A 23,533-nucleotide genomic window follows, 5' to 3' on the forward strand; every position below is an offset into this window, starting at 1 on the left:
GGCGCACGCATACCACACAATGAACGGCAGCGGCATCGGCCGCGCCTATCCGAGGAGGACTTTCCGTGAAAATCGTCGACGTCAACGTGCGCGTCTTTGCCCACACCACCTATCGCCATCAGGACACGGCCGGCCATGCCCATCCGGGTCCGGCGCACAAGGTAAACCTCGCGCTCCTGACCATCGTCGATGACGAGGGCGGGGAAGGCTATTGCTTCGCGGCGCCCGAGGTCGTGCGCCCGCATGTCATCGAAAAGTTCGTGAAGAAGGTGCTGATCGGCGCCGACCCCTTCGCGCGCGAACGGCTCTGGCAGGAGCTGGCGCACTGGCAGCGCGGCAGCGCGGCGCAGTTGACCGACAGGACGCTGGCGGTCGTCGATTGCGCACTGTGGGATCTTGCAGGACGCAAGCTGAATATGCCCGTCCACAAGCTGATTGGCACCTACCGCGAGAAGATGCTCGCTTACGGCTCGATCATGTGCGGCGACGAACTGGAGAACGGTCTGGCGACGCCGGAGGACTACGGTCGCTTTGCCGAAAAGCTCGTCGCGCGCGGCTACAAGGGTATCAAGCTGCATACATGGATGCCGCCGGTATCCTGGGCGCCGGACGTCAACATGGACCTCAAGGCCTGCGCGGCGGTGCGCGAAGCCGTTGGCCCGGATATCCACCTGATGATCGATGCATTCCACTGGTATACCCGGACCGACGCCCTGAAGCTTGGCCGAGGGCTCGAGGCGCTTGGTTTCGACTGGATCGAGGAGCCGATGGATGAGCAGAGCTCAATGTCCTACGCGTGGCTTTCCGAGAACCTCGACATCCCCGTTCTCGGCCCCGAAAGCGCCGGCGGCAAACACTTCAGCCGTGCCGAATGGATCGCGACGAAAGCCTGTGACATCCTGCGGACCGGTGTTCACGATGTCGGCGGCATCAGTCCGGCCATGAAGTGCATGCATCTCGCCGAATCCTTCGGCATGAACTGCGAGATTCATGGAAACGGCGCGCCGAACCTCATCATTGCGGCATGCTCGAAGAATGCAAATTGGTACGAGCGCGGACTGCTGCATCCCTTCCTGGAATACGATGACGGCTTCGAGTATCTGAACGGTCTCGTCGATCCGATGGATGCGGACGGCTACGTTCACATCTCCGACAAGCCGGGTCTTGGCGAAGATATCAACTTCGACTTCATCAACGCAAACCTCGTCGGTTGAGGTTCAAAGGACGCGATCGAGCCAGGCGATCGCGTCCTCCTGCTGCTCTACCGTAAACACATGGCCAACCGGCGTCGCCCGTGCCTGAAAAGCATCGGGCGCTCCGGAGGCTTCCCAGATCGCGCGCATCTGGCGGAACGCCTCCGCGGAGACGGCTTCCGGAAAATGCCGGTCCTCGCGACCGCTCAGAAAGAGAGCAGGTTTCGGGGCCGCGAGCGCTGCGAAATGGGGATAGTCGATCCGTCCGGCGATCCCGGGATGCAGCATATAAAAGGCGGACTGGCCGCGCAGCTGGTTGCTGCCGGGCTGCATCAGGCCTGCCAGCGTTCCCATCCAGCCGCCGGACACGCAGGCTTTTACATAGTGCGAGAGAGCGGCGACCTGCCAGGCCCGCGCACCACCCATCGAAAAGCCGAAGCTTGCCACGCGCTCGGGCAAGATCCCCTCGAGATGCCTCAGGAATGTCAGAGCTTCCAGATCCTCCTGAAGGACGACGCCGGCGAGCGATTGGCCAAACTGCATGAGGTTCGCTGCCAGCGCCTGCTGCCCCTCATATCCGGTTCCAGCCCTGCCGCCCCAGCCAAGAGCATCGACGCAGAGAACGCTGTACCCGCGACGCGCCAGAGCATTTCCGATATGGCGGCCACCGTAAAGACGGGCGACCCATTCGTCCGATAGCGCAGCCGTCTCTCTCGGCTCGTCAGGGCGCCGGATCAGCTTCTGCCGGCCGATGGAAAAGAAAGAGCCGTGATCGTGGAGCAGCAGGATGCCGGGCGTCGGTCCCTTCGCAGACGGGCGGAGCAGATAGGCGTCTGCGGCCTCTCCGTTCGAGAAACCAAGCTGAAGATGCTGGCCGAGCAGACCGTCATCCGCCCATTCGGCAAGATGCGTCGCCGAGGGCATGGCGACATGCTCGACGCCAAGCGCGCCGCGCACGGCAGCGAGCGTCGTGCTCCGCCACGTCACGACATCCGACATGGCCGGATCGAAGTTCCAGGCGAAAACATTTCTATCCCGCAGTCGCCTTGCGAGATCCGGCATGTTCTCGCCGTCGATCATCCGCCGCGGCGCATGCGCTCGATCATCCGGTCGCGGCTGACCGTCAGATGCTGCCGCATGGCCAGACGTGCGCCATCGATATCGCGCTCCGTGATAGCGGCGAGGACGAGACGGTGCTCGTTGTTGACCCGCGCGAGATTTGCCTGAAACACCGCTTCCTCGACGCCGCTGGTCTGCAGCCGCATGCGCGGCATCAGCGTCTCGCCGAGATAGTTGAAGATGCCGAAGAAATGCTCGTTCTGGCTGGCCTTTGCCACCGCACAGTGAAACTCGAAATCGGCCTGGCTGTCGCGGATCACATCCCGGATCGCCACATCCATCGCGTCGCAGACGGCGGCCAAGGCGTCGAGATCGGCCTGCGTGCGACGCTCAGCCGCCAGAGCTGCGGCCTCCGACTCGATGCCGATGCGCAGTTCCAGCCCCTTCAGCTGGTTCTCCACCATTGTGAGCCGCTCATGTGCCAGTCGAAACGGAGGAATGCCGGCATCATCGCGGACGAAGGCGCCGACCCCGTGCTGGATCGAAACGAGGCCGCTCGCCCTGAGATTGGCGATCGCCTCGCGTACCACCGTCCGGCTGACGCCGAGCTCGTCGATCAGCACCTTCTCCGTCGGCAGTTGCGAGCCGCGGGAGTATTCTCCCTGCCGGATGCGGTCGGCGAGCGTGCGGACGACCTGCGAACTCAACGTCTCCCGCCTGCGCGCGGCAGCGGGCAGCGGAACAGAATTGTCGGCATCCATCGTCATGGCTTGGAACCCCTCCAGCGGTCGGCAGACTGTCAAACGGCCTGGTCGTAGGCAAGGCTCGCTTCGATCAGCTCCCGGGCATAGGGATCGTTCGCCTTGCCCGTCGAGAGAACCGAGCGATCCATGATCTCCACCACGCGCCCATGTTGCATCACCGCCAGTCGTTCGCACATATGGTCGATCACCGCCAGATCATGGCTGACGAAGAGATAGGTGAGGTTGCGCCGGGTGCGCAGGTCCGCCAGAAGGTTCAGTACCTCGGCCTGGACGGAAACGTCGAGCGCGGACGTGGGCTCGTCGAGGAGCAGGATGCGCGGCTCAAGGATGAGCGCGCGCGCGATCGCGACGCGCTGGCGCTGCCCGCCGGAAAGCTCGTGCGGATAGCGGGCGAGGAAAGCAGGGTCGAGCCCGACATCGGTCAGCGCCCGTTCCATCCGCTCCAGCTGCCGGTCCATGCGGTGAATGCGCAAGGGTTCCTGCAACGCCGTGCGGATCGACTGGCGCGGATGGAGCGAACCGTATGGGTCCTGAAATACCATCTGCACCATGCGGCAATAGTCGGCAAAGGGCATGTCCTTGATCGACGTGCCCTCCATCTCGATCGCTCCGTCCCAGAGCGTCAGCAGCCGGGCGATGCAGCGCAGGATGGTCGATTTACCGGAGCCGGACTCGCCGACCAGCCCGAAGGATTCGCCCGGCTTGACGGAGAATGTGACGTCGCCGAGAATCCGACGCTTGGCGGCGCCGGAGCCGAGGTCGATCGAGACATTGCGAACATCGATGGCGTTCATGGCTGGGCCTCTTCCGTGATGAGCGCTGTCGGCTCGCGGTTCAGCACCGGCAGCGGGCGGCGGCTTCCACCGATATGCGGCTGCGCGGCGAGCAGGCCGCGGGTGTAAGGGTGTACGCAGTTCTGCATGTCGCGTGCGGCGCGCTCCTCCACCACTTCGCCGTGGCGCATGACCAGCACCCGGTCGCAGAAATTGCGCACGAGGTTCAGGTCGTGGCTGATCATGATCAGGCCAATGCCTTTGTTGGTCACCAGCTCGTTCAGGATATTCAGTACCTGCATGCGCACCGTCACGTCGAGCGCCGACGTCGGCTCGTCGGCGATGATGATCTGCGGCTCCGGGATCAGCATCATGGCAATCATGATGCGCTGCCCCATGCCGCCGGAGACCTCGTGCGGATAAAGGCCATAGACCCGTTCGGGATCACGGATCTTCACCGCTTCGAGCATGGCGAGCGTCTTCTCGCGCGCAACTTGGGCAGACGCCTTGTTGTGAACGCGATAGGCTTCGGCGATCTGGTCGCCGACCCGGTGCACCGGGTTCAGCGAGAACTTCGGGTCCTGCAGGATCATGGAGATTCGCTGCCCCCGGATCGAGAGCATCTGCCGTTCGGTCGCGGCCAGAAGATCGGTGTCTTCGAAATCCATCCGGTCCGCTTCGATGCGTGCCGTCGGCAGCAGCTTGAGAAGAGCGCGGCCGATGGTCGATTTGCCCGAGCCGGATTCACCGACAATGCCGAGGCGTTCGCGGCCGAGGTGGAAGGAGACACCCTTGACGACGGGCGTGAAGGCTCGCCCGTTGCGGTAGCTGACGCGCAGGCCTTCGACGCGAAGGAGGGGCGAGCGGTTGTCCATCTGCGTTTCCATCGTCGCCTCCTAGTGGCCCTGTTTCGGATCGAGCGCGTCGCGCAGGCCATCACCGAGCAGGTTGAAGGCCAGGCTGACGAGGAGAATGGCCCCGCCGGGGAACGCGACCAGCCACCAATTGTCGAGCATATAGCGCCGGCCGGTGGCGATCATCGCGCCCCATTCCGGCAGCGGCGGCTGTGCGCCGAGGCCGAGAAAGCCAAGGCCTGCTGCCGTCAGAATGACGGTTGCCATGCTCAGCGTGACGCGAACAAGCACGGAGGGCAGACACATCGGCATGATCGACTTGATGATGATACGCAGCCGGGAGGCGCCCTGCATGCGCGACGCCGAGATGTAGTCCGCATTGCGGAAGGTCAGCGTTTCCGCGCGCGCCAGCCGGGCGATCGGCGGCCAGGCGGTCAGGCCGATGGCAATGATGGCGTTCTCGAGGCTGGCGCCCAGCGCCGCGACGAAGGCGAGAGACAGGATGAGGCTCGGGAAGGACAGGAAGATATCGGTGATCCGCATCATGACCGTATCGTACCACCCACCGAAATAGCCGGCGGTCGTGCCGACCAGAAGGCCGAGCGGACCGACGATGACGGAGACGATGGTGATGATCGTCAGGCTGATGCGCGAGCCGTGAATGATGCGGCTCAGCACATCGCGACCCAGTTCGTCCGTGCCGAACAGATGGGCGGCGGAAGGCGGCTGGAGGGCCTGGGCGAGGTTGATCATGTTCGGCTCATAAGGTGCGATCCATGGCGCGACGAGCGCCGTGACGAGAAGGATCGCGATGACAATGAGGCCGAAGCCGGAGGACGGGTTGGCGAGCAGGTCTTTGAGAACACGGAGCATGCGGCTCCAGGCCGTGTAGGTTTTCTGGCTGGAAGCGGTCATGGCTGCGGTCCCGATGTCGATGGTTTTCGTCGTCATGTCAGCGCGTCCTCGGGTCGAAGATCTTGTAGAGCGCATCGGACAGAAGATTGAGCCCGATGAAGATGACGCCGACCAGCAGGACGCAGGTCATCACCGCGTTCATGTCGCCGACCAGCATGTTGTTGGTGATGTACTGGCCAAAGCCCGGCCAGGAGAACACGGTCTCGATCAGCACGGCGCCTTCGAGCAGGCTGCCATAGGCGAGCGCGACGATGGTGACGAGCTGGACGCGGATATTGGCGAAGGCATGGTGCCAGATCGTCCGGCTCTTCGAGAGACCCTTCACCCGCGCGGTGGTTACATACTCCTGGTTCAACTGGTCCAGCATGAAGCTTCGGGTCATGCGGGTGATGTAGGCCATGGAGGAATAGCCAAGGATGCTCGCCGGCAGCAGCAGGTGGTTGACCGCATCCCAGAAGACCTCCCAATCACCTGCGAGCATCGAGTCGATCAGCAGGAAGCCCGTGGTCTCCGGCACGAGGCCGATATAGTAGTCGGACAACCGGCCGCCGCCCCCCACCAGATCGAGAGCCGCGTAGAAGACGATGAGGCCGATCATGCCCGTCCAGAAGATCGGCATGGAATGTCCGATGAGTGTCAGGAACCGGATGACGTGATCGACAGGTTTGTTGCGGCGAACGGCGGCGAGAATCCCCAAGGGAATGCCGAGCCCGGCCCCGACGATGATGGCGAAGGTCGCAAGCTCGATCGTCGCCGGCATCACGTGCAGGATATCGTTGATGACGGGCTGGCCGGTGCGGATCGAGACGCCGAAGTCGCCGTGAAGCAGGTCGCTCACATATTTGAAGAACTGCTGGTAGAGCGGCAGGTTCGCGCCGATCCGCTCGGCAACCATCTCGTATGTCGCCCGGTCCGCCTCCTCCCCGACGATTGCGCGCACGGGATCGACCGGCATCAGGCGGCCAATGCAGAAGGTGAGGATCAGAAGGCCGATGAGGGTGACCAGAATGGTTCCTGCCTGCCTGCCGAAAGCAGAAAAGCGCGCATTGTTCATGACTGCTTCCTTGGAATGCAAAGAGGTCGAGGGCGTGCGAAAGGCGCGTGCAACGGGAGCATGGAGAGGCCGGCGCGCAGGGCGCGCGCCGGCGCAAGCGCCTATCGCTCCTTGGTCACCGTGCGCAGTCGCGTGGACCATGACGGATTGAGCGCGAGACCCTTGATGTCGGCGCGGTAGCCGACGCTGTCGACGACTTCCGCGAAGGGCTGGATGGCAGGGACGACATCAGCGTAATAGGTCTGGATCGCCTCGTAATCCTTGACCTGCTTCGCCTTGTCGGTCTCCACGAGCGCGGCGTCGACCATGCTGTTGATCTTCGCGTCGTAGAAAGCTGTCCGCCAGCCCTGGAAGTTGGTCAGCTTCGCTTCGTCGGCATTATCCGGATTGTAGACGATGGCGCGAAGGTTGCTGTCGGGGTGCGGCAACTGCCCGCCACCGCCGCGTCCGACGAGGAGTTCATATTTCCGCTCGCGCATCGCGCCATAGATCTGGTCGCCGCTGCCGGTGATGATCTCCGCCTTGATGCCGCCCTGTGCCAGCGTCGCCTGGATGGCGGTCGCGGCATTCATGAACGGCGCGTCGGAGATGGCGCGCAGCGTGGTCGAGAAGCCATCGGGATAGCCGGCTTCCGCCAGCAGAGCCTTGGCCTTCTCCACGTCCAGCTTGTAACCCGCATTTGGGAGTGCGCCGAACAGACCGGTCTGGATCGGACGATCCCGCAGGCGTCCGAAGTAGGGCAGCACGGTGTCGTTCAGCCCCTGATAGTCGATCAGGTAGCGCAAGGCCTCGCGTACTTTCGGCTTCTGGAACTTCTCGTCCTTCATGGATACGGCGAGGTAATAAAACCCGCTGCCGCCATTGGTCTGGACTTTGACGTTCTCGCTTGCCTCCAGCGCCTTGAGGTCGGCGGCCGACATGGAATAGGCGATGTCGATATCGCCCTTTTCGAGCATCAGCCGCTGGCTCTGGGATTCCGCCAGATGCCGCATCATGATGCGCTTCATGCCGGGCTTCTCGCCCCAGTAGTTCGTATTCTCATCGAGAATGACGCGCTCGTTGGAGCGCCATTGGCCAAGCGTGTAGGGGCCGGAGCCGGCCGAATTATTGGTGAGCCAGGCAGAACCGAGATCGCCGGACTTGTCATGCTCCATCACGGTCTTGCTGTCGAGCACCGAGCCGGGTCCGACGATACCCAGCGTCTGGACGATGATCTCGGGATCGACCTTCTTCGGCAGGGTGATGACGACCGTCGTCTCATCGGGCGCGGTGAAGCTCTTATCTGCATTCGCGGCCGTGAAGCCATGCGTCTTCAGGAACGAGGCTTGTGCGAGATTGAGCGTCAGGAGCCGTTTCAGCGACCAGACGACGTCGGCCGATGTCACCGGATTGCCGGAGGCAAAGGTTGCGCCGGCTTTCAGCTTGAAGGTAATCGCCGAATTGTCGGGGCTGACCGTCCAGCTTTCGGCAAGCTGCGGATTGACCTGTGCACGGTTGACAGCATCCAGCGCAACAAGGTTATCATATATGTTGGCAAGAACTTGTACCGTTTCCTTGCCGGTGATGGCAGCCGGATCCAAGGTCAGGATATTGCTCATGGAAAAACCGACAACGAGCATGTTTGGCGGCGTTTCAGCCCAGGCAGGGCTGGTTAGCAGGGTGGAGCCGACCAGAATTGTCGACAGTGCTTTGATCATGCGATGCATCGTTTCCTCCACAAGCTGCTCCCCAGCAGCATTCAGTTCCTCAACTCCGACATAAGAGATATGACGTCTTACCTCGACTGTCAATCTGCTTTGGACGGATGTGGTGGGAGCACCGGTGGCTGTGGACATCGGCGCTGCGGAAGGCGATGAAGATGGTGTTGGAATGGCCACGGGAGGCTGCATGCACGCACCCGCTTCGGGCCTCGCGTGAGAACATCGGTACGCGAGGCTCGCCGCTCCTTGCTAGCCTGTTCTCAGCCGCATCGTCCGGCGCCGAAGCGATTCCGCTTCGGCTTTAGCTGCTCTTATACGCTCAACATCGACATGATGAGCGATGCGCTGTTCTCGCTCGGCTGCTCGGATGGCGCCGAAGATCCGGCTTCCGTGCTGGACGTTTCCGAGGCGGGGGCGAAGCGGGCACTGGAGGCGGTCGTGGTCGTCTGCGCGTTGGTGGCCACGTCGGTGAGGGCCTGCAGCTGCGAGGAGGTCATGCTATTGACCTGGGCCGGCGTGAAGGCTTCCGCCTGTGCGACGGTCAGCCCGGAAATCGCGCGTGTGCTCAAGCCGGAGATCGCGCTGGTGCTCAGCGAGATGATATGCTCCGGTGTCAGCTGAACAAGATCGTCCGAGCCGAAGGCCGCGGCCTGCATCAGGCCGAAGGAGCCGACCTGCGATGTCGAAAGCATGGCGATCTGCGCCGGGGTCAGGGCATTCACCTGACTGTAGCCGAGCGCTGCGACCTGACCCGTCGTCAGAGCCGCGATATTGGTCGATGTAAGGCCGGAAACGATCGTCGTGCTCAGCCCCTTGATGGATCCCGGCGCGATCGCGGCGAAATCCTCTGTCGAGAACGTCGCGAGCTGCGTCGTGGTCAGGCCGGCAAGGGCATTCTGACTGAGGGCGGTGATCTGGCTGCCCGTCAGCATATCCATCTGCTCCGCGCTCAGCACGCCAAGCTGCGTGCTCGTGAGCCCGGCGACGGTGCCCGTGCCGAGACCGGCGATTTCCGCCGGGGTAAGGGCAGCGATGAAGGCCGTCGGAAGGCCCTTCACGGCTGTCGAGCCGAGGGCTCCGATCTTCGCGGGCTTCAACGTCGCGAGGCTGTCCGTCGTCAAGCCTGAGATGGCATCCGACCCCAGGGCCGCGATCTGGCTGGTCGAAAGGGCCTGCATTTGCGTGGGAGTGAGCGCTGCAGCCTGACTGCTGCTGATGCCGGAAAGTCCCTTGGTGCTCAGTGCGGCAAGCTGGCTGTCTGAAAGACCGGCGATACCGTTTGCTTCCAAGGCGCCAACCTGGGTGGAGGTCAGGGCTCCGACCTGCCCGAGGCTGAGGGCTTCGATCTGGCCGGAGGTGAGCGCAGCGATCTGGGTGGTGGCAAGCCCCGAAATGCCGCCTGTGCTCAGAGCCGCGATCTGCTGCGGCGTCAACGCGGAGAGCATGGACGATGAGAGGCCGGCAATGGCCACCGAACTGATGGCGGCGATATCGCCTGTGGAGAAGCTGTCGATATCCTCCGCGCCGAAGGCTGCCAGCTGACGGGAGTTGAAGACCGCGATCTGCGCCGTCGTGAGCGCTTCGGCCTGTTCGACGCTGAGGGCTGCGATCTGCGCCGTGTCGAGACCTGCTATGGCGGATGTGCCGAGCGCTGCAATCTGGCCCGTCGAGAGCGATGCGATCACCGTTGTGGACAGGCCCGGAATTGCCGAAGAACTGATCGCGGCAACCTGTGGCGTACCGAGATTGTCCAGGGCATCGAGGCTCAGCGCGGCCAGCTGTTGCGACGACAGTGTCCCCACCTGAGCAGCCGTCAGGGCCTTGGCCTGGTCGATCGTGAGGATGGAGATCGCAGCGGTAGAGAGGCCCGCTACGCCGCTCGTGCCGAACCCGCCGATCTGGGCGGCGGAGAGCAGCGCGATATCCGCAGGTTCGAAGGCCGACGCCTGCTTCGAGGATAGCGCGCCGAGCTGCGTCGGCGTAAGTGCTTCGATCTGCTCGTTCGTCAGCGTGCTGATCTGGCCGGTGGTCAGCCCGCTCACGCCGGATGTACTCAGGGCCGCGACATGCTCGGCAGAGAGGGAGGCGATCGCCGCCGTGCTCAAGCCGGGAACGGTCGCAGAGAGAAACGCAGCGATATCGGCGGTGGAGAAGCCGGAGAGATCCTCGGTATCCAGACCTGCGACCTGCGAAGAGCTGAGGGCCGCGACCTGCGTCGGCGTGAGGGCGGCCGTCTGGTCGGTGGACAGCGCTGCGATCTGCGTGCTGCTGAAGCCCGCGACGCCGTCTGCGCTCAAGGCAGCGATCTGCGGGATCGAGAGTGTCGCGAGAGCTTGCGTTCCCAGTGCGGCGATCTGCCTTGAGGTCAGGGCGGCGACCTGCGCCGTCGTCAGAACGTCAATCTGGTCGGTTGAAAGGGCAGCGATCTGCGTGCTGCTGAGGACAGCGACGCTGCCCGCGCTCAGCGCGGCGACGGCGTCGGTCGAAAGCGTTGCAATCGCCGCCGGAGACAGGCCTGCTATCGCTGTTGAGGAAATGGCGCCGATATCGGCAGGACTGAAGCGGGCAAGAGCGGCGGCGCCAAGCGCTGCCAGCTGCCGTGAGCCGAGCGCGGCGATCTGGGTGCCGTGCAGCGCTTCTGCCTGATCGGCGCTGAGGACGCCGATCTGCTGGGTGCTCAGTCCGGCAATGCCTGCGGCACTCAGGGCGGCAATCTGCGTCGTCGTCAGCGCGGCCACGTCATCTGTGGCGAGAACGGCCACCTGCCGCGAACTCAGCGCCGCAATCTGCGTGGTGCCAAGAGCCTGCACCTGAAGACTGCTGAGACGCGCAATCAAAGATGTGCTGAGCCCGCTGATGCCGCTTGAGCTGAGGGCGGCGATCTGTTCGTTCGACAGCGCGGCGACGGCTTGAGATGTGATGCCCGCCATGGCGCTGGACGACAGGGCGCCGATGTTCTTCGGCAGGATGGCCTGGATGTCGTCGGCGGTCAGCGCGGGGGTCTGCCGGAAGGTGAGAGCGCCAAGCTGTGCCCGTGTCAGCGATCCCACCTGTGATGCCGTCAAGGCGTCGATCTGGCGCGAGCCAAGGGCTGCAACCGCGGCGGTGCTCAGTGCCGCGATCTTGGTGTCGAGCGATGCGATGGTGTCGGAGGACAGACCGGCGACCGCAGCCGGATCGATGACGGCGATCTCGCGAGTCGAGAAGGTGGCGATGGCGCTGGAGGATAGCGCCGCGAGCTGTGTCGAACTGAGGGCTGCGATCTGGACGCCCGTCAAGGCCTCCACCTGCGTCGTCTGCAGCGCTGCCAGCTGTCGGGTGGTCAGGCCGCTAACGCCGGATGCGCTCAAGGCCGCTATCTGTTCATTGGAGAGCGTGGCGATCGTGTCCGTTGTAAGACCGCCAACCGCAGCGGATGTCATGGCGGCGATGTCCTTCGTCGAGAAGGTTGCCATGTCGTCCGACTGAAGGGCCGAAACCTGACCCGATGTCAGGCTTGCGACCTGGGCGCTGGTCAAAGCCTCCGACTGCGCCGGAGTGAACACGGCGATTTGCTGAGACGTCAGGCCGGGAATAGCTGCGCCCGAGAGGGCTGCGATCTGCGTCGGCGTGAGCACGGCGACATCGGACGTTGCGAGGGCGCCGATCTGGGTCGAGCTCAGGGCCGCAACCTGCCGGGTAGACAGGTTGGCGAGCTGGTCCGTATCGAGCGCGGTGATCTGCGCGGTCGAAAGGCCGGCGACTGCGCTGCTGCTCAGCGCTCCAATACGCTCCGGCGAGAGAGCAACGATAGCCGCCGTGCTCAGTCCGGCCATCTGCTGGGACGTCATCCCGCCGAGTTGGGCGGTGGTCAACGCCGCGAACTGCGCGTCGCTCAGCGCCGCGATCTGGTCCGAACTCATCCCGCTGACCGCGGCTGACGTGAGGGCTGCCACGTTGGCGGTGGACAAGGCCGAGATATTTTCCGAAAGAGCGGCGACCTGCGTCGCGGTCAGCTGTTTCACCTGCGAAACGGTGAGGGCGGCGAGGTGTGCAGTGGAAAGCGCGGATGCCTGTAGGGTCGAAAGTCCGGCAAGCGCTGCTGTTCCCAATGCTTCGACCTGCGCAACGGAGAGAGCGGCGACGAGATCCGTTCCGAGGCCCGACAGCCCCTGACTGCTCAGCGCGGCGATGTTTGCTGTTGGAAAAGCACCGATGTCCTCGACCTCGATGGCGGCCATCTGCGTGGCGTTCAACGCCTTGACCTGCGCGACCGAGAGGGCCGCGATCTGGCTCGGTCCCATGGCCGAGATCTGCGTGGACGTCAGCCGCGCTATCGCGCTCGTGCTCAAAGCTGTAACTTTGGCGTTTGTCAGACTCTCCATCACATCGCCACTGAGCCCTGTTATGGCTGCGTTGCTGATGGCGGCGACCTCGGCCTCCGAGAATGTCGCTACATCATTGGCGCCAAGCGCTGCGAGCTGTGCGGCGGTCAGCACGCGAATCTGCGTCGCGGACAGAGCTTCGACCTGCGCCGTTCCCAAAGCCTCGATCTGCGCCGTCGTCAGGCTGGCGATGGCCAATGTTCCCAAGGCTGCGATCTTGTCGGTGCCAAGCGTTGGAATGACGTCGGTGCTGAGACCGGACAGGGCGCGGCCGTTGATCGCAGCGATATTGGACGTGGAAAAATTCGACAGATCGTTTGCATCCAGCACGGCGACCTGCGTCGCGGTCAGGCGGGCAACCTGGGCAGTGCCAAGCGCTGCGAATTTGTCTGCGCCAAGGGCTGCGATCTGCGCCGTCGAGAGCGCTGCTATCGCATTGACGTTCAAAGCGGCCACCTGCGCCGTCGTCAGTGCGCCGATCTGCTCGGTCGAAAGTGCCGCAACCTGGGTCGTCCGCAGCGCGGCGATCTGGGCCGTCGACAGCACGGCAACCTGCGCTGTCGAGAGGCCCGTTACGCTCAGGCCCTGTACGGCAGCCTTGTTCATCGCCGCGATCTCGTCCGTCGAGAAGGTGGCGACGGCGTCATCGCTCAAGCCGGAAAGTTGCACGGATGTCAGGGCCGCCACCTGCGCCTCCGACAGAATCTCGATCTGCGCGGTGCTCATCGTGGACAGTTGCGCCTTCGTCAGCCCGGGAACCTGGGTTGTCGTCAAAGCAGCGAGCTGTGCCGTCGAAAGCGTTGCGGCCGTATCCGTCGTCAGTCCGGACAGCGCGGATTTGGAGATGGCCTGGATATCATCGTCCGAGAAGGTCGCGAGATCCTCCGCTCCGAGGGCCGCAAGTTGAGTTGCGGTCAACGCCTTTATCTGGTCGGTCGAAAGGGCAGCGACCTGATCCGTCCGGAGAGCTGCGACCTGGGGAGACGTCAGCTGCGAGATAGCGCTCGTGGTGAGCGCCGCGATCTTGTCGCTCGTCAGCGTGGCGATGATGTCTGTCCGAAGCCCGGAAATCGCTTTGCTCGCGATGGCGCTCATGTCCTCGGGGGAGAACGTGGCGATGGCCGCCGAGGTGAGCACGGAGAGCTGCGCGGCGGAGAGGGCCCTGATCTGAGCCGACGACAAAGCCTCGATCTTCGTGTTGCTCATTGCCGCCAGCTGCAGCGTTGTCAGAGCGGCAGCCTGGCTGGAGGTGAACGCCGCGATCCGGTCGGTGGAGAGCCCCTCCAGAGTGCCGGTGCTCAGGCCCCGGATGGCGGACGTCGAGACGGCGGCCATGGCCGCGGACGAGAAGGCATCCAGAGCGGCGTCGCTGAACGCCGAGATCTGCGTTGCCGTCAGCGCGCGGGCTTGCTGAGAGGTCAGGGCCGCCGTCTTCTCGGCGGTCAGGCTGCTGATCTGCAGCGTGCCGAGGCTTGCCATCGTCCGCGTGCTGATCCGGGCCATTTGTTCGGTGGAGAGCGCCTCGAACTGACCGGAGCCCCAGCCGCTGATCTGCGCTGCACCGAGAGCCGCGATCTGCGCCGGGAGCAGTGCCGTTAGTTTGTCATTCGACAGCGCGTTGATCTGGGTGCTCGTCAGGAAGGCGAATGTCGGGGCGCTCAGGGCGACGAGTTGTTCGATCGAGAGTGCTGCAACGACGTCTGCCTTCAGCCCTTGCACCACCCGGCCGTTAATGGCGCCGATATCCGTGGTGGAGAAGCTGGCGATATCGTCAGAGTCAAGCGCGGCCAACTGGTTTGAGCCGAGCATCTTGACCTGCACGGGCGTAAGGGCCGCCAGCTGGTCGCCGTCGAACTTGCCGATCTGGCCGGTGCTCAGACTGGAAATGACGCTGGTCGAGAGCGCCGCGACCTGACCCGCCGTCAGCCCCGCGATTGCGTCCAGCCCTATCCCGGAAAAGGTCTGTCCCGTCATTCCGGACATCGCAGACGAGGACAATGCCGCAATCTGGGTAGAGGACAGGACGCCTATCTGTGTGGAGGTGAGGGATCTTACCTGCGTATACGAGAAACCACCGATCTGGTCTGCCGACAGTGCGCCCATCTGGCCCGTCGATAGGGCTGCAACGGACCTGGATGCCAGCGCGGAGATCTGAGTGCTGGAGAAGGCCTCGATTTGCCCGACGCTTAACGTGGAAATCTGCGATGCGCCCAGAGCGGCGACCTGCGCAGCCGAGAGAGCGGACAGCTTGTCACTGGCGAGGTCGGCAACACGCAAACCGGCGATTGCCCGGGTGGAGATCGCGCTGACATCTTCGGGGGACAGTTTGGCGATATCTGCCGATGACAGCGCCGCGAGCTGGAGCGACCCCAGGACGGAGACCTGCACGGAGGTCAGCGATTCCACCTGATCTTCGTTCAAAGCGGCGATCTGGTCCGTGGACAGATTGGAGACGGCGCCGGTGTTCAGCGCCGAAATCTGGTCTGCGGTCAGCGAAGACAGCACAAGCGTCTGAAGGCCGCGAATGGCGGTGCTCGAGATCGCATTCATATCGTCCGTCGAGAAGGTCGCGAGGTCTTCCGTCGTCAGCGCTGCCAGCTGGGCACTGGTCAGTCCCCTGATCTGGGCCGGCGTCAGCGCCTCCGTCTGCTCGGTCGTCAAGCCTTCGATCTGTGACGTGGTCAGCCCGCCAACCTGCGTTGCGGACAATGCCTCGATATCGGTCTTCTGCAGGACGGCGAGCTGATCCAGCGTCAGGCCCACGATGGCGGCACGGGAGATGGCGTTGAGCTGCGCGGTGCTGAGGATATCGACGTCTTCGGAGTCGAGAGCGGCGATCTGCGAGGAGGAGAGAACCTTGATCTGGGTCGGAGAAAGAGAACCGACATCCTCCGTGGTCCAGCCCTTGATGGTATTCGCGGACGTGGACCGGATTTGCGTGACGCTCAGGCCGGAAACAGTTGTCGTCATGCCATCAATCCCCACTTCACCGGCCGCTCGCGACTGGCGCCAAGCCGCGCCACCGGGCAATTCCCCTTCCGAACGAACATGAGGTGATCCCATCGAAACGGCCGGTTACCGTTGTGAGTAGTGGTTCAGGCTTGCATGAGCCTGAACTGAGACGGCAAACGGATTGTATCGATGTCGATATGCGCGGTGCGGTCGCGCAAATGGACGCGGCTGCATCCAAGGTCATGGCCGTCTGGCATCGGTTACACCGGCAGTGACGACCGGAAGCGCGGAACGTAAGTTTTGCTGACTATCAGGCTTGACCACTTAAGGTGATGGGTCCAATTCAGGGGAACGAGATGCGATCTCGAACGACGCAGCGCGGGCGGCCACAGGGGCGCGCTGGCGCATATCGTCGTCTACTGACGGCCGTCCGACCGCCGAATGTCCCTCCCTTTGCGCCGGAAAGGCGCTCCGGAACCGATACATGACTGTAAAACGTGTTCATCGCGGTCTGGTTGTTGCCGCGATCATGGCCAGCATGGCGATGATCGCTGTCGAGGCAACCATCGTCTCGACCGCCATGCCGCAGATCGCGGCGCAGCTCGGCCAGATCAATCTCTACAGCTGGGTCTTCTCCTCCTTCCTTCTGACGCAGACGGCAACCACCGTCGTGTTCGGCAAGCTGTCGGATATCTACGGCCGCAAGCCCGTCGTCCTGTTTGGTATCGCCGTCTTCCTCGTGTCGTCGCTGCTTGCAGGCTTTGCCTGGTCCATGCCGTCGATGATCGCATTCCGCCTGTTGCAGGGTATCGGCGCCGGCGCGATCCAGCCGGTTGCAATGACGATCGTGGGAGATCTTTTTCCCGGGCGCGAGCGCGGAAAGGTGCAGGGCTATCTTGCAAGCGTCTGGGCGCTGTCCGCTGTCGTCGGGCCGCTGCTCGGCAGCTTCATCATTCACAGCCTACCATGGGCCTGGGTGTTCTGGATCAACATCCCCGTCGGCATCCTCGCCGCCTTTGGCTTCATCCGTTTCCTGCACGAGGAAAAGCAGACGCGCACGGTGTCGATCGACATTCTCGGCGCAGTGCTCTTTGCCGTCTCCATCTCCGCGCTCATGGTGGCGCTGACCGAGGTGGAGGCCGCGACACCTGTCTACACGATCGTGGCGGTTCTCGTCTTCGTCGTCAGTCTCGGTCTGTTCCTCTGGCAGGAGCGTCGTGCCGAAGCGCCGATGGTCGCGCCCGATCTCTGGCTGCGCCGGCCGATTGCGGCCTCCAACATCGCCGTGTTCTTCGCCAGCATGGCCATCATGGGGCTGACCACCTTCCTGCCTATGTATGTTCAGACGGTGCTCGACCGTTCGCCGTTGGTCGCCGGCTTCGCGCTCACGATGCTGCTCATCGGCTGGCCGGCCGGTGCCACCTTCGCCTCGCGCATGTTCCCGCGCTTCGGGCTGCGGCCGATCATGCTTGTCGCGAGCCTGATCGTTCCTGCCGGTGCTTTCCTGCTCGTCCTTTTGACGCCCGACAGTTCACCCGCCCAGGCGGGCGCGGGATCGCTGATCATGGGGGTCGGCATGGGCCTGCTGAATATCTGCGCCCTGGTCATCACGCAGGAGAGCGTCGGCTGGTCTCAGCGCGGCAGCGCGACAGCCTCGAACGTGTTCTCGCGCAACCTCGGCAGCACGCTCGGTGCTTCCATTCTGGGCGCGGTGCTCAGCTACGGCCTCGCGCATGCGGGCGGGATGGGCGCCATCACCCCCGAACAGTTGCGCGGCCTGCTCGACGGTACGGGCGCGGCCGCAATCGATGCGGCCTCGGTCCGCATGGCTCTTCAGGCAGCGCTCCACGTCACCTTTATCGTGATGTTCGTGATGACGATCCTCATCGTCCCCGTCTGCCTCTGGGTGCCCAAGCTTCTCGATCAGGATCAGCCTTTGGAGGGCGCTGGAGGCAAGGCCTGACGAGGTTCGTCGGGACGCTCAGAGAGGCGAATGCAGGAAGGCCGGAACCGGTGCATCGTCTGCCGTCTTCTTCAGGTACAGGGCCGCCGTGTCCAGCGCCTCGCGGATCGTCACGTCCATGTCGAGATAGCGATAGGTGCCGAGACGGCCGACGAAGGTGACGGCGGTTTCCGCTTGTGCGCGCTCGACGTAGGAGGCGAGCAACTGCTTCTCCTCGACCAGCCGTATCGGATAGAACGGCACGTCGTCTTCACCGCAGAGACGCGAGAACTCACGGTAGCAGACGGAGCCCGCAACGCTTTCCCACGGCGAGAAGTGCTTGTGCTCGGTGATGCGGGTGTAGGGGACATCGGGATCGCCGTAATTCATGACCGCGCAGCCCTGATAATCGCCATCATAGGTGAAGCGCTCGAAATCCAGCGTACGATAGCCCAGCCGGCCGAATTCATAATTGAAATAGCCGTCGAGCGGGCCGGAATAGAAGACGTGATCATAAGCTTCGTTCTGGGATTTGTCGAAACGCGTGCCGAGATGCACCGTGATGCCGGGGTGATCGAGAATTCCCGCCACCATGTCCGTGTATCCATTCTCCGGCATGCCCTGGAAGCGATGGAAGAAGTAGTTGTCGTCATAATTGAAGCGCACGGGCAGGCGCTTGAGGATGGACGCCGGCAGCTGCGTCGGCGAGCAGCCCCACTGCTTCTCGGTATAACCCTTGAAGAAGGCCTCGTAGAGTTCGCGGCCGACGAAACGCAGGGCCTGTTCTTCGAAGGTCTGCGGATCAGTGATCGTCTTGTCGGCCTTCTCTTCCAGGAACGCGCGAGCCTCATCGGGCCGGAAGGTCTTGCCGAAGAACTGGTTGATCGTGTGCAAGTTGACAGGCAGCGAGAAGACCTGCTCGTCCACCGTCGTTTTCACGCGGTTCTTGTAGGGCATGAAGGTCTGGAAGCGGTTGACGTAGTTCCAGACCTCTTCGTCATCCGTATGAAAGATGTGCGGACCGTAGACATGCACCATTACGCCGGTGTCGGCATCGCGTTCGCTGTAGCAATTTCCGGCGATATGTTCGCGAACGTCGAAGATGTTGACGCTGTAGCCCGCCAGTGCAAGCTCGCGCCCGATGACGGCGCCCGAAAGGCCGGCGCCGACCACCGCGATTTTCCCGTTCCCGCCCATGTCTTTCCCTCGTCTTTTATCGTTCTCGCCCATGCCCGCTCGGCAGGGGTGTGTCGTTATGTCAGGCTGCCGCGAGCCTCGTGCGCATCAGCGCGTCGTATCCATCGATCAGCCGGCTGAGGGCAAGGCCTTTTTCCTGGGTTCCGAAGCTGAGATGGCTGACGGTGAAGTCCGAGAAGATCGCGGTCGGCCGGTTCAGATAGGTGGGCAGATCGACCGTGAGCGCATATTCGTCGTCGCATTTCGGCAGCGCCATGTGGATGAGGTCCTTGCCGAGCCAGGCGATGAAATTGATCGACTGGCGCTCCTGCCAGTCGACGACCGGACTTGGCAGAGGCAGCGACTTCTCCGTCTTGTTGAGGAAATAGTCGTGCAGTTGCGTAGCGCGTTCGGCGCTTTGCCAAAGGCTGCCGCCAAAGCCGCCCGGCGGGCGTTCGAAATGGCCGAGCGTGGGAGGAAGGGAGCCTGCCTCCTGCTGCCAGTAGGCACAGACGCCATTGTTCACCACATTTGCGGAGACGATGAAGTAGTGCGGGTTGTCGCGGCGGAATGCGATGAACTTGCTGAGATTATCGAGGTCGAGATAGACGACGTCGTCGTCACACTTCAGGAAGACGGCATCCGAGAACTCGGTAAGGCGCTTGGTGTAGTAGCTGTAGGCCTGCCAATAGGGGATCTGTTCGTTCTCGTTGCCGACATAGCGGCGAACCGGGCTCTGGACGTCGCAGAGTTCGAGATCCGAACCCCAGCCGCCGCGAACCATGATCGATGCGCCACCCGGCAGCTTGATGTCCGGCCACGTGCCCACCGCCACGCCGTTGACGTGGAGGGTCGGAACGCCGGCGTCGTCAAGGCTCAGAACGACGTGATTAGCGATCCCCGGCGACAGCACGCCGGGCGTCGATCGCGTCCAGAGAAGCGGATGCGTGTCGCGCGAGAAGCTGGTGAGATCGTCTTCGGTGATGCTGCGAAGGGCAGAATGGGTGTTGTTCCAGCCCCCAATGACCAGCTCGTATGCTTGGCTCGTCTTGTCGTTCGGAATGATGGCGATGTGCAGGTCGCTCTGGATCTTCGCGGCGGTACGGAACGAAGAGAGACGGCTGACGGTGCCCTTGTGCTGGTAGGATGCGTTCGGACCCATGAAGCGTACGGGGCCGAATTCCCTAGTGACCCAAGCCCGGTCATCGGCCGAACGGGTGAAGTCCCATATATGCCACTCGTCGATGATCCCGGCTTCCAGAGCCTTCCGGATGTACTGGGTAAGGATTTCCATCCGCTGCTGGCGGCCGGCAAAAGTGACCAAAATCACGGGGTTCATGTCGTCCTGCCTCTCGTCGATGTCGTCGTTCGTCTGATTGCGGCAAAGTGCCGGATCGTCTCGTCCCCGGCCGCCTGCGTGCGCGTCCCTGCAGCACGCTATCCGTCTTTTACCTGCGCCGAATTTTGTCCTGAAAACGATTCCGACCGGGCCCTAGGCATTGGGTTGATCAATGTCAGTCCAGAAGCGGGTGTCGTGGGCGATCGGCGCATAGGCGTGGCGCTGGGCGATGGCCTCGCGGTAACGCTCGCGGTAGCTCGCATCCGTCTCGAACTCGAGCGGGTCCGCTAGGAAATCCACGCCGACCTCGTAGTAGATGTCGAGATTGTCGAGGCGCGGCACGGGAATCTCGCCACGCTCGCCTTCGCCCTGCATCTGCCAGTACAGTTCTTCGAGACGGCGCACCAGAGCAGGGATGTCGCGCAGCGCGCAGGTCTCCCGCTGAGCCTGCAGCGATTCGCGCACGGCTTGCAGGCTCTTCGGATCGCGGGCGTAGGCTATGGCCTTGCCGACATAGGCGTCCGGCGTTTCGCAGATCATTTCCGGGATGCCGGCGGCAGATACGATGCTGCCGCAGAAGCGGGATGCAAAGCCCTTGCCGCGGAGCGTCAGGACCGGAAGCCCCATGGTCACTGCGTCGGCAGCTGTGGAATGCGCGCCGTAGGGGAAGGTATCGAGGAACAAATCCGCCACGCCGATGCGCGCGAGGTGGAAAGCGTTGGGAACCTTTGGCGCGAAGATCAAACGGTCCGGCTCGACACCGTGGTCAACCGCAAGTTGCCGAAGCCGCTCGTTGACGGGCTCCGAGGCTCCGAGCAGCCAGAGTACACTGCCGGGTACGGCGGCGAGGATGACCATCCAGCGGGAGAAGCACGCAGCGGTCGTCTTCTGCGAGCCATTGAAGCAGGCGAACACGAAGGCATCTTCCGGCAGGCCGGCGGCCTGACGCGTCGGCTTCGGCGCGATCGTCCGCTTCCGGTCGACCGGCTGGTTGCAGGGAATGCGCAGGACCTTTTCCGTGTAGTAGAGTTCGTTTTCCGGCGGAATGATCTGCTCGTCGGCTATAATGTACTGATGGACCGGGCTCGCCATCGTTCCGGGATAGCCGCAGAAGTTCACGATGACGGGCGCCGGGCGATAGGCGAAGATCTTCGTGCGCGCGTGTTTCGTGTAGCCGTTAACGTCCACGAGGATGTCGATCTCGTCGGCGAGGATCTGCTTTGCGGCATCGAGATCGCTGAACGTGGCGATGTCATGCCAGTGATCGACCGCCGCACGGATTCGGGTCTGCGTCGCATCGTCGGTCCGGGGCTCGCCGCAGTAGTAGGCGAAGATTTCGACTTTCTTCTTGTCGTGCAGTTCCAGAACCTCGCTGAGCGCGAAGCCGACGGCATGATCGCGCAGGTCGGAGGAGACGTAGCCGATCCGCAGGCGTTCGGCCGTGCCTGTCTTCTTGCGGGGCGCCGGACGCAGGATGTCGCGGGCATTGATGCGGCCGACGAGATGCTGATTGTAGCGGTAGGCCTTTGCCATCTGGAAGATCGGGTCATCCGTGTAGCAGGCAAGCGGCAGTGGCGAAAAAGCTTCCAGCAACTGCCGGCCCGTGACGTATTCCGACGTTGTGATGATCGGCCACTTGCACTGGTGCTGGCGCGTCGACAGCCAATGCTGCGCCGCCTCTGTCCGCTCCGGACGAAGCTCGATCGCCTGCCACAGAATCGTTTCGGCATCCTCGAGCAGTCCGACACTCTCCATGACGCGGCCGATATGCTGGAGCGCCATCAGGCGATAGCTGATCTTTTCCGGCGTGATCTCCTGCGTGGCGGCGACATACTGCTGCCATTGCTGAACGGCCTGTGCGTTCATGCCGCTGTCCTCGAAGGTGCGGCCAAGGTTGATGCGCGCCTGGCCCATCTGCGGTGCGATCTTCAGGCTGGCCTGAAGCGCATTGATGGCGCCGGGCATGTCATCGAGGCCTCGCAGCGTGACGGAGTAATTGAAGTAGGCGAGGTGCAGGACCGGGCTGTTGTCGTTGAAGGCGATCCACGTGCTGTAGAGCTTCGCGGCCGCAGCCTTCTGATTGCTCGCGTTCAGCTCTTCCGCGATCTGGAACAGCTCCAGGAGCGACAGCTGCTGTTGGCGCGAACGTTCCAGGGCGCTGGCAAGCATCGATGGGTGTGTCGCGGCAAAAGTATTATGCATGACCATGGGCATCACATTGATCGTGGGCCTGATGGCCGCATTGAAAAGCTGGTTCTGGTCCCTGCCTAACGACGTTGCCTTGCCTTGAGCTTGCGATCGCAGTGCAGCACAAAGGTAAGTCAGTCTTGTCATACTGCTGTGCTTGCCGATCTCGGGTCGAGCAGCCGGAGAACTGTATCCGGCAGGACAATCACCATCCCCGCGCAAGTTCTACGAGGTAACGAATCTGATGATGTCTAAACTATTGCTTAAGGTTGCGTTTTAACCGAAAATTAGAAGGTGCCATCTACAAATAGCAACTAGACGGCTCAGTGTCTCCTTCTCCCGCGACAGGGAGCCGCCTGCAGATGAATTGACGAACTTAGAATACCTTTGATGATTTAAGGTGTGGGAAGCAGAGGCTAGAACTCTGCATGCATGATGCCGCCCTCACGTCAGGCTCATACGAGCCATGTTTCCAGATATTCTTTCCGCTTGAACGAGCGCCAACCTGTGCCTAGCCCGATGGAGCAGGCAGCAGCCATGGCGAACGTTTGGAGATGCCCGGCGCATCCTTGGCTCTGTGACGCGAGGCCCAGCCTTCCGCCGCAGGCATCGGAGAGGAGAGAATATTAAATCCTTGAACGATGAAGGCGCGCACCTATGACCTCGATTGTATCTTCTCTCAGCGTTAAACAGATTCAGTCCCTGAACACCGCCACGATCGCGTCGTTCACGAGCAGCGATGTCGAGGCTCTCACCTCGGCCCAGATCGCGGCATTATCATCGCAGCAGATTGCGGCCTTCAACACGCAAGACCTGGCGGCGTTCAGTTCGACACAGCTTCGCGCGGTTTCCGCTGCAGCCGTGCCCGGCCTGACGGTCGGCCAGCTCGCTGTTCTCAACAGCAGCAAGATTTCAACGCTGGTCGCCAGCCAGGTTTCATCGCTGACATCCACTCAGGTCGCCGCGCTTTCCTCCGGTCAGCTCGACGGCCTCACATCGGTTCAGCTCGGTGCACTGAGCTCCGGTGCACTCTCGGCTTTCGCGACCGAAGACATGGCGACGATCTCGTCGTCCGAGATCTCCGCTCTCAGTGCGAGGTCGATTGCAACGCTTTCCACGGCGAACTTCGCGGTTCTGACGTCCACGCAGCTGAGCGGTCTGACGACGACGCAGGCCAACGCCCTCTCGACGGCGCAGCTCAAGGTGCTTTCGACGGCGCAGATCGATGGCCTGACGACGGCACAGGTCAAGGTGCTGACGG

The 23,533-nt window shown here is 62.8% G+C and carries 13 protein-coding genes and 1 pseudogene; 3 read left to right on the plus strand and 11 right to left on the minus strand.

All coding sequences use genetic code 11. The features are described 5' to 3' along the window. Positions 1 to 65: 65 nt before the first annotated feature. Positions 66 to 1,214, plus strand: coding sequence for a mandelate racemase family protein (locus BSG19_RS20060; RefSeq protein WP_092989795.1), 1,149 nt, complete (start codon positions 66 to 68; stop codon positions 1,212 to 1,214). 3 nt (positions 1,215 to 1,217) lie between these two features. On the opposite strand, the gene BSG19_RS20065 is transcribed toward BSG19_RS20060, so the two are convergent. From BSG19_RS20065 to BSG19_RS20100, 8 genes are all read right to left on the minus strand, one after another. Next, complete coding sequence (locus BSG19_RS20065) at positions 1,218 to 2,255, minus strand: dienelactone hydrolase family protein (protein ID WP_244529336.1); 1,038 nt, start codon at positions 2,253 to 2,255, stop codon at positions 1,218 to 1,220. 14 nt (positions 2,256 to 2,269) lie between these two features. After that, the gene (locus BSG19_RS20070; RefSeq protein ID WP_092989797.1) at positions 2,270 to 3,019 is read right to left on the minus strand and encodes a FadR/GntR family transcriptional regulator; all 750 of its coding nucleotides are present in this window, start codon (positions 3,017 to 3,019) and stop codon (positions 2,270 to 2,272) included. Positions 3,020 to 3,051: 32 nt separating this feature from the next. After that, positions 3,052 to 3,810 (minus strand): ABC transporter ATP-binding protein, encoded by a 759-nt coding sequence (locus BSG19_RS20075; protein ID WP_092989798.1) that lies wholly within the window; start codon positions 3,808 to 3,810, stop codon positions 3,052 to 3,054. After that, entirely contained in the window at positions 3,807 to 4,676 is an 870-nt protein-coding gene (locus tag BSG19_RS20080; RefSeq protein ID WP_244529337.1) for an ABC transporter ATP-binding protein, read from the minus strand. Before BSG19_RS20080 ends, BSG19_RS20075 begins: the two co-directional genes overlap by 4 nt. Positions 4,677 to 4,685: 9 nt before the next feature. Next, the gene (locus BSG19_RS20085) at positions 4,686 to 5,516 is read right to left on the minus strand and encodes an ABC transporter permease (protein ID WP_244529341.1); all 831 of its coding nucleotides are present in this window, start codon (positions 5,514 to 5,516) and stop codon (positions 4,686 to 4,688) included. Positions 5,517 to 5,595: 79 nt separating this feature from the next. Beyond that, positions 5,596 to 6,612 carry an ABC transporter permease gene (locus BSG19_RS20090; protein WP_092989799.1) on the minus strand — a complete coding sequence of 339 codons (1,017 nt, stop codon included), beginning with the start codon at positions 6,610 to 6,612 and terminating at the stop codon, positions 5,596 to 5,598. Between the two features lie 101 nt (positions 6,613 to 6,713). Further along, the gene (locus tag BSG19_RS20095) at positions 6,714 to 8,309 is read right to left on the minus strand and encodes an ABC transporter substrate-binding protein (protein WP_092989823.1); all 1,596 of its coding nucleotides are present in this window, start codon (positions 8,307 to 8,309) and stop codon (positions 6,714 to 6,716) included. Positions 8,310 to 8,623: 314 nt separating this feature from the next. Next, positions 8,624 to 15,646, minus strand: a complete 7,023-nt coding sequence (locus BSG19_RS20100; protein ID WP_092989800.1) for a beta strand repeat-containing protein — start codon at positions 15,644 to 15,646, stop codon at positions 8,624 to 8,626. Positions 15,647 to 16,034: 388 nt separating this feature from the next. On the opposite strand from BSG19_RS20100, the gene BSG19_RS20105 reads away from it, so the two are divergent. Then, on the plus strand, positions 16,035 to 17,591 hold the full coding sequence (locus BSG19_RS20105) for an MDR family MFS transporter (RefSeq protein WP_280142421.1): 1,557 nt from the start codon (positions 16,035 to 16,037) through the stop codon (positions 17,589 to 17,591). A gap of 18 nt (positions 17,592 to 17,609) precedes the next feature. On the opposite strand, the gene glf is transcribed toward BSG19_RS20105, so the two are convergent. The 3 genes from glf to BSG19_RS20120 all read right to left on the minus strand — a co-directional run bounded on the left by glf (position 17,610) and on the right by BSG19_RS20120 (position 22,293). After that, complete coding sequence (gene glf, locus BSG19_RS20110) at positions 17,610 to 18,767, minus strand: UDP-galactopyranose mutase (protein ID WP_092989802.1); 1,158 nt, start codon at positions 18,765 to 18,767, stop codon at positions 17,610 to 17,612. 61 nt (positions 18,768 to 18,828) lie between these two features. Continuing rightward, positions 18,829 to 20,085 (minus strand): DUF6250 domain-containing protein, encoded by a 1,257-nt coding sequence (locus BSG19_RS20115; protein ID WP_092989803.1) that lies wholly within the window; start codon positions 20,083 to 20,085, stop codon positions 18,829 to 18,831. A 153-nt stretch (positions 20,086 to 20,238) separates the two neighbouring features. Continuing rightward, positions 20,239 to 22,293, minus strand: coding sequence for an O-linked N-acetylglucosamine transferase, SPINDLY family protein (locus BSG19_RS20120; protein WP_092989824.1), 2,055 nt, complete (start codon positions 22,291 to 22,293; stop codon positions 20,239 to 20,241). 636 nt (positions 22,294 to 22,929) lie between these two features. Here BSG19_RS20120 and BSG19_RS20125 point away from each other — a divergent pair. Continuing rightward, positions 22,930 to 23,533, plus strand: a pseudogene (locus BSG19_RS20125) (hypothetical protein); the annotation flags it as partial.

Origin of the sequence: Rhizobium sp. NFR03 (assembly GCF_900111275.1) — a bacterium.
Classification (GTDB): domain Bacteria; phylum Pseudomonadota; class Alphaproteobacteria; order Rhizobiales; family Rhizobiaceae; genus Ferranicluibacter.